The organism is Candidatus Finniella inopinata, from assembly GCF_004210305.1.
GTDB classification, from domain to species: Bacteria; Pseudomonadota; Alphaproteobacteria; order Paracaedibacterales; family CAIULA01; genus Finniella; species Finniella inopinata_A.
This window is the reverse complement of the sequence record NZ_SCFB01000023.1, coordinates 1-16,499: the sequence shown is the minus strand read 5'-3', so window position 1 is coordinate 16,499 and position 16,499 is coordinate 1. Positions and strand designations below refer to the sequence as shown.

Annotated in this window: 15 protein-coding genes; 8 read left to right on the top strand and 7 right to left on the bottom strand. The window is 44.0% G+C overall.

Annotated features, from left to right (window positions below; genetic code table 11):
* Positions 1–33 precede the first annotated feature (33 nt).
* Positions 34–1,035: a glycosyltransferase family 32 protein gene (locus EQU50_RS08095; protein ID WP_130154617.1), complete on the bottom strand. Its 1,002-nt coding sequence runs from the start codon at positions 1,033–1,035 to the stop codon at positions 34–36.
* 152 nt (positions 1,036–1,187) lie between these two features.
* Entirely contained in the window at positions 1,188–2,756 is a 1,569-nt protein-coding gene (locus EQU50_RS08090) for an ABC-F family ATP-binding cassette domain-containing protein (protein ID WP_130154616.1), read from the bottom strand.
* Between the two features lie 185 nt (positions 2,757–2,941).
* On the opposite strand from EQU50_RS08090, the gene pgsA reads away from it, so the two are divergent.
* Both pgsA and trhO read left to right on the top strand, forming a co-directional pair.
* Positions 2,942–3,490, top strand: coding sequence for a CDP-diacylglycerol--glycerol-3-phosphate 3-phosphatidyltransferase (gene pgsA, locus EQU50_RS08085; protein ID WP_130154615.1), 549 nt, complete (start codon positions 2,942–2,944; stop codon positions 3,488–3,490).
* A gap of 80 nt (positions 3,491–3,570) precedes the next feature.
* Positions 3,571–4,485, top strand: coding sequence for an oxygen-dependent tRNA uridine(34) hydroxylase TrhO (trhO, locus tag EQU50_RS08080; protein WP_130154614.1), 915 nt, complete (start codon positions 3,571–3,573; stop codon positions 4,483–4,485).
* Here trhO and EQU50_RS08075 read toward each other — a convergent pair.
* Genes EQU50_RS08075 through EQU50_RS08065 form a run of 3 tightly spaced genes read right to left on the bottom strand, consistent with a single transcriptional unit; the run spans position 4,471 to position 6,666 of the window.
* The gene (locus EQU50_RS08075) at positions 4,471–5,670 is read right to left on the bottom strand and encodes an O-antigen ligase family protein (protein WP_130154613.1); all 1,200 of its coding nucleotides are present in this window, start codon (positions 5,668–5,670) and stop codon (positions 4,471–4,473) included. The two genes, trhO and EQU50_RS08075, sit on opposite strands and share 15 nt — an antisense overlap.
* The gene (locus tag EQU50_RS08070; protein WP_130154612.1) at positions 5,671–6,081 is read right to left on the bottom strand and encodes an EVE domain-containing protein; all 411 of its coding nucleotides are present in this window, start codon (positions 6,079–6,081) and stop codon (positions 5,671–5,673) included. It lies immediately after the preceding gene.
* Positions 6,082–6,666, bottom strand: coding sequence for a DUF2914 domain-containing protein (locus EQU50_RS08065; RefSeq protein ID WP_130154611.1), 585 nt, complete (start codon positions 6,664–6,666; stop codon positions 6,082–6,084).
* 108 nt (positions 6,667–6,774) lie between these two features.
* On the opposite strand from EQU50_RS08065, the gene uvrB reads away from it, so the two are divergent.
* Entirely contained in the window at positions 6,775–8,799 is a 2,025-nt protein-coding gene (gene uvrB / locus EQU50_RS08060) for an excinuclease ABC subunit UvrB (RefSeq protein WP_130154610.1), read from the top strand.
* Between the two features lie 27 nt (positions 8,800–8,826).
* Positions 8,827–9,528 carry a hypothetical protein gene (locus EQU50_RS08055; protein WP_130154609.1) on the top strand — a complete coding sequence of 234 codons (702 nt, stop codon included), beginning with the start codon at positions 8,827–8,829 and terminating at the stop codon, positions 9,526–9,528.
* Between the two features lie 4 nt (positions 9,529–9,532).
* Here EQU50_RS08055 and EQU50_RS08050 read toward each other — a convergent pair whose 3' ends face one another.
* On the bottom strand, positions 9,533–10,900 hold the full coding sequence (locus EQU50_RS08050; RefSeq protein WP_130154608.1) for a cytochrome ubiquinol oxidase subunit I: 1,368 nt from the start codon (positions 10,898–10,900) through the stop codon (positions 9,533–9,535).
* Between the two features lie 11 nt (positions 10,901–10,911).
* Positions 10,912–12,681: an ABC-F family ATP-binding cassette domain-containing protein gene (locus EQU50_RS08045; protein WP_130154607.1), complete on the bottom strand. Its 1,770-nt coding sequence runs from the start codon at positions 12,679–12,681 to the stop codon at positions 10,912–10,914.
* 68 nt (positions 12,682–12,749) lie between these two features.
* Between EQU50_RS08045 and EQU50_RS08040 the strand changes: the two genes are divergently transcribed.
* From EQU50_RS08040 to EQU50_RS08025, 4 genes are all read left to right on the top strand, one after another.
* Positions 12,750–14,318, top strand: coding sequence for a lysine--tRNA ligase (locus tag EQU50_RS08040; RefSeq protein ID WP_130154606.1), 1,569 nt, complete (start codon positions 12,750–12,752; stop codon positions 14,316–14,318).
* Complete coding sequence (locus EQU50_RS08035) at positions 14,315–14,818, top strand: L,D-transpeptidase family protein (protein ID WP_130154605.1); 504 nt, start codon at positions 14,315–14,317, stop codon at positions 14,816–14,818. The genes EQU50_RS08040 and EQU50_RS08035 overlap by 4 nt, the downstream gene beginning before the upstream one ends.
* A gap of 19 nt (positions 14,819–14,837) precedes the next feature.
* Positions 14,838–15,332, top strand: a complete 495-nt coding sequence (locus EQU50_RS08030) for a M48 family metallopeptidase (protein WP_207216344.1) — start codon at positions 14,838–14,840, stop codon at positions 15,330–15,332.
* A 111-nt stretch (positions 15,333–15,443) separates the two neighbouring features.
* Complete coding sequence (locus tag EQU50_RS08025) at positions 15,444–16,472, top strand: glycosyltransferase family 32 protein (protein ID WP_165380406.1); 1,029 nt, start codon at positions 15,444–15,446, stop codon at positions 16,470–16,472.
* Positions 16,473–16,499 lie beyond the last annotated feature (27 nt).

Here is a 16,499-nt window from a genome sequence, read left to right as displayed (position 1 = left end):
AACAATCATCAAAACTTAGGGAAGGAAACTCTCTTAAATACTCCTCAATTCTGTCCAGTCCAAAGGGTGCACCGCACTACAAAGTGTTTTGAGAAGTTCTCCGCCGACTCTGAATGACTCTTCTATGTACGCTGGTGCAGTATTCGGATTGAGATTTCTAGCCATAAGCTCTAACATCTTTTCCATAACAGGATGACCAGGACGGCAACCTATTAGAGCATTGCAGGGACAAGAATAGGGGGGTTCAATGCCCGCAAAAAAATCGTAGGCTAGTGCCAGCCCTGTGAAGGGACGCGTCATCAAATAGTCAATATCTCGATAAATTCCCCCAAATTTGTTCAAAATAACACATCGCAAGATATCTGCAGCACGTCCAAATTTTGATTGAGAAATTTCATTGTCAACAATGGGTTTTAGACCATAAAAATCTTTCTCATCGGCTAAAGTTGCATAGACTTCCTTGATTTCAATTCCTTCTTTTGCTAGTTCTCTAACCGCTTTCGGTAATTTATTTTGATCTTGAACCCATAAATAGTGTTTCCAACCAGCACTGGCTAAATGCATACTGCACGATTTCTTAAACCATGACACAAATTCATCTGTTAAATCGACTGGTGCATCCAGATTAGTTAACCAAATACTATGGGTGATTAATGGGATGCTAGGTTGCCCCTTGGCCATAAGATTATCATAATGGCACGCAATATCAGGATGATTTTCACGGTAAAGTTTATCAAACAGATAATACGCTTTATCGGTATCAATTCCCTCTTGGGGAAGAACTGTATTGCGATAATAGGGAGCGGAAGGCTTGAAAAATGTTTGCTTATCAGCGGAATCACCCACAAAGTTAGAGACCGGAAAGATATCAATTCCAAAAATGTCTCCGAATATAGGATGTTTGAAACTCTGGTTTCGGGCTATATGATCGTCGCCGTAAACATCTGATGCCTCTAAATTTTTAACTGTCAGTAAACCCATTAAACAGAAAAGAAAAAGATTTTTAGTATGTTTTTTTCTTAAATAATTTGCCATTTTCTAAAACCTAAGAAACACTCTTAAGTTAAGAATACGGGTGCAAATGTTAAATTTTTCTTAACATTAACAATACTTTAAAACGAAAAATTCCGACCTTTAATCAGAAAATAAGTATTATTCAACCATTTTTTTTGGGAAAGAATTTTTTGTTAATCTTTTTCCCATAAAATGGCTTTTCGGCCGTCAATTTCAATCACAGAGGTAGAAACCTGTTCGATAAAATCACGATCATGGGATACAAAGACGACCGTTCCTTTATACTCTTGCAACATATTGGCCAGAAGCTGGGTGCTTATTAAATCTAAATGATTGGTCGGTTCGTCTAAAAGCAAACAATTGGGTGCCTGGGCCAACAAACAACAAATGGCTAGCCGTGATCGTTCACCCCCTGATAAAACAGAAACCATTTTTGCCATATCATGTCCTTTGAACAACATCATTCCAAGCAAAGCTCTTAATGTTTGATCGCTTAGTTGGATATTAGCATTCTGAAGCGTTTGAAAAACCGTTTGGTTGCGGACCATATCTTCCGCAGCATTTTGGTTATAAAAACCGATCTGAACATTATGACCCTGACCTACAGACCCAGCCAACGGCTTTAAAGAACCATTCAATGTCTTCAATAAGGTACTTTTCCCAATCCCGTTTTTCCCAACGATTGCTACTTTCTTGCCTCGTTGGATAATAAAATCCAGGTCCTTCAATAACGGGGCTTCATAGCCAATTGCTAAATGCTTAAGGGTAAAAACTTCCTTGCCACTGTTTGTGAAAGGAATTTGGGGAATGTGAATTTTCGCCTCTGCGCCTTCAACAACGGTCCCTTCAAGTGCTGACCGAAGCTTAGATATACTTTTTTGACGGCTGCCAACTTGCTTGGCCTTTGAGGGAGTTCCTCGAAAACGATCAACAAAGCTTTGCATGTGGGCCTGTCGCTGCAAAACTTTCTTTAAGGTTGCTGCTTCAGTTTTTTGCGTTTGTTCTTTTTGATCGAGAAAGTCATCAAAATTTCCCTTAAAAACTTGTAACTTCCCATGTTTTAAATAGGCCGTAGTGGTGGCCACATTATTTAAAAACGACCGATCATGAGATACAAATAACAACGTGTTTCTAAAAGACTGCAAATATTCTTCTAACCATTCAATGCTTGGCAAATCTAAATGATTCGTTGGTTCATCTAAAATTAAAAAATCGGGGCTGTTTAACAATGTTTTAGCCAGCTCAAGCCGCATACGCCAGCCGCCTGACAAAGTTAAAGGCGACTGATCCAGCTGACCGGTTGTAAACCCAAGTCCTAGCAAAATCTTTTCAGCGTTCCCTTCCAACTGATAGCCATTGTTATTTTCGTACAACTTAAGTAGGCCTTCATAAACTTCATAGTCCGCTTCATGAAATTGAACAGCCATTTTCTCTAACAATACAGACATCTGCTTGTGGGCTGAATATAACTCCTCATGGCCTGCCATGCATTCTTCACGGATGCTTGGCTCTGGACGAGATGAAGCCGATTGATTTAAATAACCCAAGCGTAAAGATTTTGGGCAGATAACTTTACCACTGTTCGCTGATTCACGACCCGTTAGAATATTAAGCAACGTTGTCTTCCCTTGACCATTGGCGCCTACTAAAGCGATTCTTTGCCCTTGAGGAAAATGGTAGGTTAATTGATCTAAAAGTGTCTTATCTGCATAAGATTTTGATAAATTTTCAATACGTATCATAACAGACCGTCCGTTTGTGAATTAAATTTTCCAGCGTGGCAAAATGTTTATGCAGCGTTGCCAGAAAATTCTCTAAATCGTAGACAATGTATGGTTTTTGCTCAACATTCAAGCAATAAAAATGGTTAACAAATTAATTTTAGTATACTAAAGTCATTTAAAATTCGCTCAAAATTTTTGATGCAATGATATTAACCGTTCCAAATATTTTAACATTGGGTCGCATTGCTCTGATCCCTTTGCTTATAGTTTTTTTCTATATTGATGGGCCCTACAGTCGTTGGATATCTTTAATTATTTTTATGCTTGCCTGCTTCACTGATTTTCTGGATGGGTACTTGGCCAGAATTTGGTCGCAGACTTCGCGTCTTGGGCAGGCCCTCGACCCTATCGCTGATAAACTTTTAGTTTCATCAACTTTGTTGTTATTGGCAGGATTTGACAGAATAACACGACTCAGCTTAATTCCAGCAACGGTAATATTATGCCGTGAAATTATGGTTTCTGGTCTGCGTGAGTATCTAGGCGAACTCAAGCTAAGCTTACCTGTTAGCTTCATGGCAAAATGGAAAACGGCATTGCAAATGCTTTCTATTGGCTGCTTACTTTTAACTGATGCCTCTGGTTTTGGTGTTGTTATTAGTGTTTCCGGGGAAATCTTTCTATGGATAGCAGCCTTAATGACTTTGATAACAGGCTGGAATTACCTAAAGTCTGCTCTTCATTCTTTTTAAACTTGCTGACGCAAGCCTTGTTGCTGTTTATCAAGTATGGTATTTTTTTGAAATCAACCTCACACCTTTAAGATTATCTTATGTTTACCGTTGCTGCCCTCTATAAATTCACCGACTTGCCGGACTATCGCCAACTTCAGCCCGTATTAAAAGGTTTGTGCGAAAGTCATGGCATCAAGGGAACTCTTTTATTAGCTGAGGAGGGGATCAATGGAACCGTTTCTGGCTGTAGGCAGGCGATTGAGGCGCTTAAAAGTTGGTTTGATAACGATACCCGCTTTGACGGAATTGAATACAAAGAATCCCAGTCTGAAAATTGTCCCTTTTATCGGTTAAAAGTAAGGCTCAAAAAAGAGATTGTGACTTTGGGCGTTCCAGGTATTAATCCCAATCGTCAGGTTGGAACCTATGTAACGCCACAGGACTGGAACAAACTTATTCAAGACCCTGACGTGATTTTGATTGATACCCGAAATGACTACGAGGTTCGAATTGGGACTTTTAAGGGCGCTGTTGATCCAAACACGACAAGTTTCACCCAGTTCCCTGGCGTTGTCAAAAAAGAATTCGATCCTGAAAAACATAAAAAGGTTGCCATGTTTTGCACAGGCGGTATCCGATGCGAGAAGGCGTCCGCATACATGCTGGCTCAGGGCTTTGAAAATGTTTACCACCTTAAGGGCGGAATTTTGAAGTATTTAGAGACTGTCCCCGCACAGGAGAGTCTGTGGGAAGGCGACTGCTTTGTTTTTGACCAACGTGTGACTGTTGACCATTCGTTGAGCAAAGGTACCCATTCGCTTTGTTATGGATGTCGGTCACCCTTGTCAGCCGAAGATCTGTTATCGGAATCTTATGAAAAGGGCGTTTCTTGCCCACGGTGTGTTGACGTGGTCAGTGACCACAAAAAAAGAAACTTCCGCGAGCGTCAAAAACAAATCGCCTTGGCTGCAGAAAAAGGTCAAAAGCATATCGGCGCATCAAGGTTTCCTTAGATTGGTATCCAAGGGGTACAGAAGCGGCATAACAAGGGCCAGGGTTGCCAACCACCAGCTTTGCCAACATCCCAAATTAACCAGGAAAGAAACGCTAGCCGCTGTAAAAAAACCAACGATAATGGATGCGTCGTTAACGGGATAGCGGTTGATGCCCCTTAATAGGAAATAACTGAGGGCTGACATAATCAACGCCCCCACTAAGCCCAGTTCCAACCAAATTTGCAAAGGTAAATTATGGGGGTGCATGGGAATGGCCTTGGAAAAAATGGGCACCGCCTTCCCTTCCTCGTTCACTGTTGACCAAGTCTTTTGTTCTCCCCCTACTAGGGATGCTCGCGAGCTGTCCCCCCCCTGACCAATCAAACTTTTTTCTGGAATTTTATGGCTTACAAATTGCCAAACATACAGACGGTGAATATGGCTGAAGGATCGTATCTGTTGATTAAGATCTTTTATAGCCGAATCAGTCAAAAGACTAGAAAAAGCCCAAGGTAGTCCCAATATCAGGAAAAGGGTTCCAAGTCTGACGCTTTTATCCGTAAACTTAGGAAATAAATTATAACTGATACTAGCCACACTCCCGCAAATAATCGCGACTACAGCCGTATCACAATCAACGGTTAAGAAGATTTTAGCAGCCAATAGAAACCCAAGGGTAGATTTCAGCCATCCATAATTAATATCATTACATGGCCAAATCGCCACACTAAGGATTAATACCAAGGGAACAAAGGCCTTGGCTGAACTTTTTTGAACGAATTGTTGCCATGGATTTCCTAATAAAGCATCCATAGCAATAAGCATTAAAGCAAAAACAACCCCATAAAATAACCAACGTTTCAAGCTTAACAACTCAGCATCCGACCGTGCTTGAATCCAACTTGTCCAGCCAATCCCTAAAAATAACAGACCCAATAAACGTCCGCTGAGGCGAAAGGTTTCTGAAGGTATTGGCGACCACAAACTGCTTAGACAAACCCATGCGATCAAAACGATGATAGAAATTGAAATGGGGTTTTTAAATAATTCTAGAGGTTTACTCCCCTGACATAACCAACCGAACGCTCCGCCAACGGCCAGAACAGAAACAGCCACCCTGGGCATGAAAAAGGCTAAAGGGCACAGACAAAACAAGATTATCCCAGGCAATTTTGTTTGCAAATGATGAGATGTGCAGAGCATCTAATCCCGTTGAGACAAATTTAAGATAATATCCCATGAGTCAGAATCAATAGGCATAACGGATAGTCTTGATTGCCGAACCAGGGCTAGATGCTGCAGCATGGGATGGTGCTTAATTGTTTCAAGGCTGATGGGGTTCAAAAATGGTTCTTTGTAAGTTACATCAACCATTCCAAAGCGCCCCGTTTCATCACTGGGGTCAGGAGAATAAAGTTTGGTCACTTCGACAATGCCCATAATCTTTTTATCTGACACCGAATGATAAAAAAAACACAAATCCCCAATCGACATAGCTTTTAAATTATTAGAAGCCTGGTAGTTGCGAACACCATCCCAGGCTGTTGTTTTTTGCCGTTTTTGATCCTGCCAAGACCAACTTGATGGTTCAGTCTTTATAAGCCAATAGGACACTTATTTTGCGCTTTCGCTCTTTGTCTCAGCTACCGGTTTTTTTTCAGGTTCGGCTGGTTTTTCATTTTTTGGTTCCAGGGAACTTAAGGTTTCTTTTACACCTTTCGAAGGTGCCTTCGTAATTTTTTTTGCCAACTTAGCAGTTGCTTCCGAAACTGGCTTTCCTGGTTCTGCTGCGGTGACGTGTTCGCCACTCTGGCTAACTTCAAAACTTTGTTCCTTTAACACAGCCCCTTTACTATCTTGGACTTTAACCGACCATTTGCCTGGACGAGCCTGAACAGCGGCGTGGGTGCGAAACCGAGGGCTGGCTGCTACATGGGTTGACCATTGTGTGTGAACCTTATCGTTATGTGTCCAAATAAAGGTCACGGTTTCATCAGCGGATGCTGACAAATCGGCAAAGGCCACTACTTTTCCGTCAACTGTTGAAAAGTTTTCTTTGGGGTTTATCGGTTCACGATTTTCAATGCCTGTGGATAGTACAAAACGGTTGACGCCAAGAGCAGCTGGTGATGCACTTGGTTGTGTTGCCTGAGCAACAGCGATCAGTGAGCAAAACATGAGAGAAAAACGTAGGAACATTGATTAAACCCTTACAATAGTTATGATGAGTTGGTAATAATAACCATTATAAAAGATGCTGGGAAATTTTTCCTTAAAATTATGCATGAATAAGCGATAAAATAAAAAATGACTGCCATTCTCCCCTTGTTATACAATTCCGGCGACGGCTTATCCAGGTCCTTTCAGATTTCGTCCCCATTTGAGCCCGCTGGCGATCAACCGCAGGCTATTGAAAAACTGATAAAAGGATTAGAAGAAAAGGACCGTAACCAGGTTTTGTTAGGGGTGACTGGTTCTGGTAAAACGTATACCATGGCGAACGTTATTCAGGCTGTCCAGCGTCCAGCCCTTATCTTGGCCCCTAATAAAATTTTGGCGGCCCAGCTGCATGCTGAGATGAAATCCTTTTTCCCCAACAATGCTGTTGAGTATTTCGTCTCTTACTACGACTATTACCAACCTGAAGCTTATGTCCCGCGCAGCGATACCTTTATAGAGAAAACTGCATCAATTAATGAAGAAATTGACCGGATGCGCCATGCCGCCACACGTGCCCTGTTAGAGCGGCGGGATGTGATTATTGTCGCCAGCGTATCATGTATTTATGGTATCGGGGGGGTGAATACCTACAGCGAAATGATTGTTCCCCTTAAGGTCGGTGATAATATTGATCGTCAAACCCTTATACGCCGCTTGGTTGAGTTGCAATACAAACGAAATGATATCAACTTTGTACGGGGAAATTTCAGGGTTAAGGGCGACGTTGTCGAAATTTTCCCTGCCCACTATCAAGATCGGGCATGGCGCCTTAGCTTCTTTGGTGATGAATTGGAAAAGATTATCGAAATGGACGCTTTGACAGGCGAGACGTTTACCGACCTGGAACAGATTATGGTTTTTGCCAACAGCCATTATGTAACCCCCGGCCCCACCATGCAGCAGGCCATTAAAGGCATTCAGGCTGATCTGGTGGTCCGGTTGGCTGAATTTGAGGCTGCCGGTAAATTGCTAGAGGCGCAACGGTTGCAACAACGCACCCAATTTGATCTGGAAATGATGGCGGCTACTGGTTCGTGCGCTGGCGTTGAAAACTATTCACGGTATCTAACGGGGCGCGACCCTGGTCAACCGCCCCCCACTTTGTTTGAATATTTGCCCCCCGATTCCATTTTGATGGTGGATGAAAGTCACGTTGCCATCCCTCAGTTGGGCGGCATGTACAAAGGGGACAGGGCTAGAAAATCCACCCTCAGCGAGCATGGCTTTCGCTTGCCATCGTGCGCCGACAACCGACCGTTAAAGTTTGAGGAATGGGAAGCCATGCGCCCCCAAACTGTTTTCGTATCAGCCACCCCAGGCCCCTGGGAATTGACCCAAACCGAAGGGGTATTTATTGAGCAGATTATTCGCCCAACCGGCTTGATTGACCCTGTTTGCGAAATTCACCCCTGTGAACATCAAGTGGACGATTTGATTCACGAGGCGAAATTGACCGTCGCCAAAGGGTTTCGTGTTCTGGTTACAACCTTGACCAAGAAAATGGCAGAGGCGTTGACGGAATATTTAACCGAAGCTGGCCTGAAGGTTCGTTATTTGCATTCAGACATTGAAACCCTGGAACGTATCGAAATCATTCGAAATTTGCGACTGGGCATTTTTGACGTATTGGTTGGAATCAACCTTTTGCGGGAAGGTCTAGATATTCCCGAATGCGGTTTGGTGACGATTCTGGACGCCGATAAAGAAGGATTTTTACGATCAAAAACCTCCCTCATTCAAACCATTGGCCGGGCCGCCCGTAACGTGGAGGGAAAAGTTATTTTGTACGCTGATCGCATCACGGGCTCCATGGAGGCAGCCCTTTCTGAAACCAACCGCCGTCGTGAAAAACAACACAGCTATAATCTTCAACATGGTATTACGCCAACCACAATACAAAGGGGCATTACCCCGGCCCTGGCCCGTATGGCAGAGGCTGATTATGTCACCGTTGATTTGAAGGGCGAAAACTTAACACCTAAGGAAATGGCCAAACGTAAAATATTGTTGGAAAAACAGATGAAACAAGCCGCCAGCAATTTGGAGTTTGAAGAAGCTGCCCGGTTAAGAGACGAGTTGAAACGGCTGGATGATTGGGCGTTGAAGCTGTAGGTTGATTAATTTAAAGAGATAAAATATATGTACTCGCCAGCATGGCCTCACAGTAAGATAAATGAAATATTTCCCAATATTTTCTTTGTTACAGGCACAAATATAACGCATCATAATAATGTTGAACTTCAACACAGCAGAAATATGATTATCATTCGTGATGACGGCAACCTTTCACTTATAAATACCGTAAGGTTGGATGATAAAGGATTAGCTGAACTTGATGCCCTTGGAAAAGTCAAAAACGTCATTAGAATTGGAGCCTTTCATGGAAGGGATGATGCGTTTTATCTTAATCGTTATGATTCAAAACTATGGGCGTTAAAGGAAATGAAGCACGCCAACAATCGACAGACGGATATTGAACTGGTTCCAAATGGACAAATGCCAGTTACCAATTGCTCGCTATTTATTTTTGAAACATCAAATTATCCAGAAGGAATCCTTCATATTGATCAAGAGGGTGGGATTCTAATCACCTGTGACAGCATCAAAAATTGGGTAAGCCCCGATCAATTTTTTAGTACTGAGACAGCAGAAATGTATAAAGAACAAGGTTTCTTTGGAACGGCAAGTGTATCAAACGTTTGGAAGCAAGCATGTAACGTTAACTTCTCAGATTTTGTAAAGTTAAAGACATTAACGTTTCGTCATCTTCTAAGCGCACATGGTGAGCCTTTGCTGAATAATGCTTATGAGCTTGTGTCCAAAACAATTAAGCAAGAATAAGAGGTTAGACGAGACCTGGCTTTTCTAAACCATGACTGCCGTATGTGCTGTCTTTTTGAGAAGCAATAGGCCCTTTTCGAACCAACCGACAAATATAATACACCCCCGCCCCAAACACGAACGTGTAAACAGCAACAAACGCCATTAAAGATATTAAAATATGTTCGCCCAAAACGGGTGATGACGCCTCTGATGTGCGAATGACTCCATAAACCACATAAGGCTGCCGGCCCATTTCCGTTACAAACCACCCGGCCAAAACGGCTATAAAACCCGCCGGCGTCAGAGCAATGCACCAGCGCTGAAACCATCGAGTATCGAATAATCTTTTGCGCATGAATAAAATAGCAGCAAGAATGCCTGTCAAAATCATCAGCCCCCCTATGCCCACCATAATGCGAAAACACCAAAAAACCATGCCGACTGGGGGCCGATTTTCTTTGGGCCATGCCTTCAGGCCCTTGACTTCTCCATCCCACGAATGCGTTAGGATAAGGCTGGTCAGTTTGGGTATTTCAAGGCTGTACAAGGTTTTCTCGTTCACACTGTCAGGCCACCCAAATAATCGCAAAGGGGCACCCTTTTCCGTCTCCCAGGCCCCTTCCATGGCAGCCACTTTTACAGGTTGATGCTTTAACGTGTTAAGACCATGCAAATCCCCCAAAACAACCTGTAATGGTGGAATAAAAACAGCCATCATCATAGCCATACTGAACATAATTTTGGCATGAGGCAGATGCTTCTTTTTTAACAAATACCACGCGGCAACGCCACCCACTGAAAAGGATGATGTCAGATAGGCCGCTGTGATCATGTGACAAAATCGATAAGGGAACGAGGGGTTAAAGATGACAGCTAGCCAATTGGTGGGATAAAGAATATTACCCTCACGGATCTCAAAACCTGCGGGGGTATGCATCCAGCTGTTGGCAGCTAATATCCAAAAGGCTGAGATAATCGTGCCCGTAGCCACAATCAGCGTGGCTGTAAAATGCATTTTCCGGCTGACCCGTCCCCATCCGAATAACATAATGCCTAAAAAAGAGGCCTCTAGAAAAAATGCCGTTAGGACTTCAAAGCCCAACAAAGGGCCCAAAACGTTGCCTATTTTGTCTGAAAAGCCTGACCAATTGGTGCCAAGTTGATACGAAAGAACCACCCCCGACACCACGCCCATACCAAAGGCCAGGGCGAAAATTTTGACCCACATCTGATACAGGTCTTTATAAATCGTATTGCCGGTCTTTAGCCACATTCCCTCTAACACTGTCAGCCAACTTGCCAAACCAATGGTAAACGCCGGAAAGATAATGTGAAAGCTAATGGTAAAAGCGAATTGAATTCGGGCTAAGATGACGGGATCTAAGATCATTTAAAAACTCTTTACTCTACTAACTCACTCAATTCTAGCCAGCGCGTCTCGGCTTGGTCAAGGGCTTGGCGCTTTTCTTCTAGGTGTTGGCTTATGAGAGAAATCTCGTGGTGAGGTTTATTGACAAGCTCAGGACTGGCCAATTGATTCTCCAAATCATTAATTTGGTGGTTCAGTTGTTGTATAAGGTTTGGCAGTTGTTCCAATTCTCTTTTTAAGTGATATGAAACCCGCTTGGGTTGAGGCTTTTCAGGGTTTCCTGCCACACTTGCTTTGGGGGCCGTTTGTGTTTTAGCCTTCATATTTGGACGCTGGCGCAAATAATCTTGGTAGCCACCTATGTACTCAGCAATGACCCCCTCGCCCTCTACGGCGATAATACTGGTGGTCAGCTTGTCCAAAAAATCGCGGTCATGGCTTACAATCAGCAACGTGCCCTCAAAATCGCTAAGCATGTCAATTAGTAAATCAAGGGTATCCATATCAAGATCATTGGTCGGCTCGTCAAGGACCAAAAGATTCCCTGGTTGTGCCAGCGCTTGAGCCAGACAAAGGCGGTTTTTCTCACCCCCCGACAGGATGCTGACCTGGCCTCTGATTTGTTTCTCCTCAAACAAGAAATCTCTTAGATACCCAAACACATGGCGGGGTTTTCCCTGTACGAAAACCTGGTCTCCGCCTTGAGGGCACATGCTTTCCCATAAAGTCAAGCGGGGATCAAGCTTTGTTCTCAATTGGTCAAAATAGATGGGTTCTACGGTTTTACCCAAGCGCACATGGCCTTCATCAGGTGGGGTTATTCCCAGCAACACTTTTAGCAGGGTTGTTTTTCCAGCGCCATTGGGGCCAATAATCCCAATCCGCTCCCCCCTTAAAATACGGGCACTAAATTTATTGATCAACGTGCGACCCGCAATGGTTTTGGTAACTTCCTTAGCCTCTATGGTCAGTTTACTGCCCCAATTTCCATCCAACGAGACTGACTTCGATTTGCCAATTTGATTACCCAGGCGATCGCTCTTTTGCGCCCGAAGGTCCATTAATTGTCTTAAGCGTCCCTGGTTACGCTTACGGCGGGCCGTCACGCCCCGGTGTAGCCAAACAGTTTCTAACCGTAACCGATTATCCAAACGATCAAGATGCTTTTCTTCCTCCTCCAATATTTGATCGGACCAACTTTCAAAGTCCCCAAATCCTTTTTTATGATGACGAAGGATTCCCCTGTCTAACCACAAGGTCGAGGTAGAAACGGTTTCCAAAAAAGTTCTGTCATGGCTGATGACAATGAGGGCACCTTTGAAATCTCGCAAATGCCCCTCTAACCACTGAATGGTGGCTAAATCCAGGTGGTTCGTGGGCTCATCAAGCAACAAGATATCAGATTCAGCCACCAGAGCTTTTGCCAAACTGACCCGCCGCCGTTCTCCACCTGATAAATTGGCCATAACGCGTGATGGGTCAAGGTCCAAGCGATTCACGATGGCTTCGGCCTTGAATGTCTCTGCCTTTTCTTGAATGAAGTCTAAGATTGTTTGGTCGGCTGGCAAAGGACCGTCCTGTGCTAAGTATTCTAAGCTAACACCGGGCTGCAAAAACCGTTCCCCTTTGTCGGGTTCCAGCAACCCCGCCAGCAATTTCAACATGGTCGACTTGCCACAACCATTGCGCCCCACCAGGCAAGTTTTATCGCCCTGGCTTAAATGGATGCTTAAATCTTCAAATAAAGGGCGCCCACCAAAGGATAGGCTGGTTTCGCGCAAAGATAATAATGGTGCTGACATAAGGGGGTGATTGACTTAACTGATACGTTTGCTTAGCTTATTGATACAAAAGATCACAGGATATTGATATGAATTCTTTTAACCCAACGCATTACCAAAATGCCAAGTCATGGCCTTTTGAGGAGGCGCAAAAGCTTTTAAAACGGTTCGAGAACGCGCCCCCTGCCAAGGGCTTTGTGCTGTTAGAGACCGGTTATGGCCCTTCTGGCTTGCCCCATATTGGCACATTTGGAGAAGTTGCCCGCACAACGATGGTGCGCCACGCCTTTGAACAATTATCCGATATCCCAACCCGATTGTTCTGTTTTTCTGATGATATGGATGGGTTACGCAAAGTCCCTGATAATGTCCCCAATCAACAGATGTTGGGCCAACACCTGGGCAAGCCATTGACGATGGTGCCCGACCCGTATGGTCAATATGAAAGTTTTGGCCATCACAATAACGCCATGCTGCGCCGGTTTTTGGATTCTTTTGGTTTTGCTTATGAATTTCAAAGCTCTAGCGATTGGTATAAAGGTGGGGGATTTGATCCCACGTTAAGGCTTGTGCTGCAGCATTACGATGCAATTATGGCGATTATGCTGCCAAGCCTGCGCGATGAACGGCGGGCAACCTACAGCCCGTTTTTGCCCATTTGCTCTCGAACTGGGCAGGTGCTGCAGGTTCCTATGGTGGAAATTCACCCCGAATCAGACACTGTTGTTTACCGCGATCCAGAAACCAACCAACTGGTCGAAGTTTTGATCACTGGTGGTCATTGCAAATTGCAATGGAAGGTGGACTGGGGCATGCGCTGGCGGGCGTTTGAGGTGGATTATGAAATGTCGGGAAAAGACCTGATTGATTCGGTTAAATTATCAACTCAAATTTGCCGTGCGTTGGGGGGGGCTCCTCCTGAAACTTTGACTTATGAATTGTTCCTGGATCAAGAGGGTCAAAAGATTTCCAAATCAAAGGGCAATGGCCTGACCATTGATGAATGGCTGACTTATGCGCCCACAGAAAGCCTATCCTATTACATGTTTCAGGCCCCTCGGAAAGCCAAGCGTCTTTATTTCGATGTGATCCCACGGGCGGTTGATGATTATTTGGCGATGGTGGCTAAATATCCAGAACAAACCCTTGAGGTTCAGATCGATAACCCAACCTACCATGTTCACAAAGGAAACCCACCTGCCAGTGAAAGTGGCCTCAGTTTTAACATTTTGTTGAACCTGGCTTCAGTCTGTAATGCCGAATCGCCCCAAGTTTTGTGGGGGTTTGTGCAACGTTATTTGCCTGATTCCAGCCCTGAAACTATGCCGTTTTTGGCGCGCCTTATTGATCATGCCATTCGGTATTATCAAGACTTCGTAAAACCAACCAAGGCATACCGGACAGCTACTGCCCATGAGAAGGCAGCCTTACAAGATTTAGCTGCAGAACTTTCTAAACAGGCAAACGCTTCGGCTGAAGACTTACAAGCCTTGGCCTTTGAGGTCGGAAAGCGCCATGACTTCACGGACCTTCGTGCCTGGTTTGGAACGTTGTATGAAGTTCTGTTGGGTCAAAAAGAAGGTCCGCGCATGGGATCCTTTATCGCGCTGTACGGTGTGGAGAATACCGTTCAGTTAATTCAGGAGAAACTGGGTTGATTTTAAAAACTCTCAGTCCTCATGAGGTTGAGTGGCAGGGACAGCGGTTCAAATGCGTTCTAGGTCGCTCAGGCATCAAGGCTGACAAGTCTGAAGGAGATGGTGCCACACCGACCGGGTGTTTTCGTTTTGAGGGGGTTTACTACCGCCCTGACCAATTGACCAAGCCTGTGACTTATTTGCCGATTATTGCTATTCAGCCAGACGATGGATGGTGTGATGACCCAAAAGATGCCCATTATAACCAACCTGTAAAACTACCCTATCCTGCCAGCCATGAACGATTGTGGCGGGAAGATCATTTATATGATTTGTTAATTGTCACCAGTCATAACAGGCACCCCATTGTACCCGGTAAGGGCAGTGCCATTTTCATTCATGTGGCTCGATTGGACGAACATGAACAATACACACCAACAGATGGATGCTTGTCCTTATCCCTGCCCGACCTGCAATTGATTCTTTCCACGGCCACAGTTGATGCTGTCTGGGTTGTTTAGGTTTTTTCTTCCGCAATCAGTGTTCACCCCTCCCCCCCTTCAGGAGGGAATCATCCTTCCTATTCTGGGCTTTGAACGGCAGGTTGTTTTCAGACGGGATATTAGACGAAACATAACGATAACCGATCAGCAGATTATTGTTTCAACCCCAGGCCAGGATTTTGCCAAAGTCTTAGAGGCAGGACTAAAGGATCATATTCGCCAGCTTTTTCAAGATCTTTGCCAAGACTTGGCTGACCGTCTGGGTACCCATTTTAACAAAATTACGATTCGCGATACCCGCAGTCGGTGGGGTAGTTGTTCAAGTAAGGGAAATTTATCATTTTCCTGGCGACTTATTTTTGCCCCGCATGCTGTCGTTAAATATTTAGCAGCCCACGAAGTTTCCCACTTGAAACATATGAACCATAGCCGCGTCTTTTGGAAAACCGTGGCTAGCTTGGATCCTGATTACCAAAAGGCCAGGCAGTGGCTGCGTCACAATGGGCAAAGATTATTGGGCGTAAGGTTTTAAGGGGAATTTAAAAAACTAAAAATCTCGTATTCTAAGATTTATTAACACAATATTAAGTATTTTCTGTCATAGATGAGTCTAAATATAGCTTTTACTATGGAGAACAAACCTATGTTAGTGAGAATTATTTTATCAGCCTTATCTTTGTCTAGTTCCTTCAGCATCGGTTTTGCAAGCGAGGGCACCACTAGCCTAGATCCAAAAAGTAAGCTTTCCTGTATAGGGGAAAGACTATTTCAGGATGCTTGGGAATATAGCAAGGGTAATTATTCTTACTATCAAAGTTTTTTTGAACCATTTTATAAGGAAATATTGGATACGGATGTGAACAAGGTTCGTGAAAAACGAATCCGTTTAATGGAAACATCCCGCAGGATTTATTCCGCGGTTGCCTCAAAGCAAGTTGAATCCAATACCAGAATTCCCCATACAACGCATCGTGTTTGGATTACAAATGCCGAATCTCCCCATGAAATTCCAACTGAGCGTTTGCAGACATACTTTAATAATCTTGGAATCCTAGAGGGGAATGATTGGGAACATATTTTTTGGTGCCTGGATAAAACTAAAATCCCCCAAACCGTACAAGCCATCGAAAATTCTGGGAAAAACATCGTTGTTCGTGAACTTAGTGAGATTATGCCTCAGTTTCGTGGGAAAGGTGTCTATGAACGGCTTTACAATGGTAAATACTATACGGCTGTCAGTGACGTGGTTCGCTTTAACCTTTTGAATATATTTGGGGGCATCTACAGTGATTTTGGCGCCGTATTCAAAGTTGATTTAACGCCATTACTTGATAAATTTGACTATTTGTTTGGTCAAGAGGGGTATCTTGTGGGAACCACCTTTGTTGCAGCACAAGCGCGATCTCCCGTATTTAATGCCGTTCTTGAGTTTATAGATAATCTTGATCGTGTTCCTGTGGAATATAGAAGCTGGGGTGATCATATTGTTACACCCCGTTGGACGGCCCTTGGTATTTTGACGCTTATGATGGATCATTACACGATGGAGTCAGATCGGGTTTTACCCATTCCCTATGGTGAAGACTCGCTAGTAAAGACAAACCACATGGGCAGTTGGCTTGGGGAAACCCCCATGGCGATTGCACTGACATCTCCTCAGCCTAGTTTTTAAAATTACGGTTTCTGCTATTTCCCAAAC

Excerpts from the sequence above, each read along its gene's own strand:
- EQU50_RS08065 (WP_130154611.1), bottom strand. The coding sequence starts at position 6,666 with ATGTTCCTACGTTTTTCTCTCATGTTTTGCTCACTGATCGCTGTTGCT.
- trhO (WP_130154614.1), top strand. The coding sequence starts at position 3,571 with ATGTTTACCGTTGCTGCCCTCTATAAATTCACCGACTTGCCGGACTAT.
- EQU50_RS08025 (WP_165380406.1), top strand. The coding sequence starts at position 15,444 with ATGTTAGTGAGAATTATTTTATCAGCCTTATCTTTGTCTAGTTCCTTC.
- uvrB (WP_130154610.1), top strand. The coding sequence starts at position 6,775 with ATGACTGCCATTCTCCCCTTGTTATACAATTCCGGCGACGGCTTATCC.
- EQU50_RS08050 (WP_130154608.1), bottom strand. The coding sequence starts at position 10,900 with ATGATCTTAGATCCCGTCATCTTAGCCCGAATTCAATTCGCTTTTACC.
- EQU50_RS08055 (WP_130154609.1), top strand. The coding sequence starts at position 8,827 with ATGTACTCGCCAGCATGGCCTCACAGTAAGATAAATGAAATATTTCCC.
- EQU50_RS08075 (WP_130154613.1), bottom strand. The coding sequence starts at position 5,670 with ATGCTCTGCACATCTCATCATTTGCAAACAAAATTGCCTGGGATAATC.
- EQU50_RS08095 (WP_130154617.1), bottom strand. The coding sequence starts at position 1,035 with ATGGCAAATTATTTAAGAAAAAAACATACTAAAAATCTTTTTCTTTTC.
- EQU50_RS08040 (WP_130154606.1), top strand. The coding sequence starts at position 12,750 with ATGAATTCTTTTAACCCAACGCATTACCAAAATGCCAAGTCATGGCCT.
- EQU50_RS08090 (WP_130154616.1), bottom strand. The coding sequence starts at position 2,756 with ATGATACGTATTGAAAATTTATCAAAATCTTATGCAGATAAGACACTT.
- pgsA (WP_130154615.1), top strand. The coding sequence starts at position 2,942 with ATGATATTAACCGTTCCAAATATTTTAACATTGGGTCGCATTGCTCTG.
- EQU50_RS08045 (WP_130154607.1), bottom strand. The coding sequence starts at position 12,681 with ATGTCAGCACCATTATTATCTTTGCGCGAAACCAGCCTATCCTTTGGT.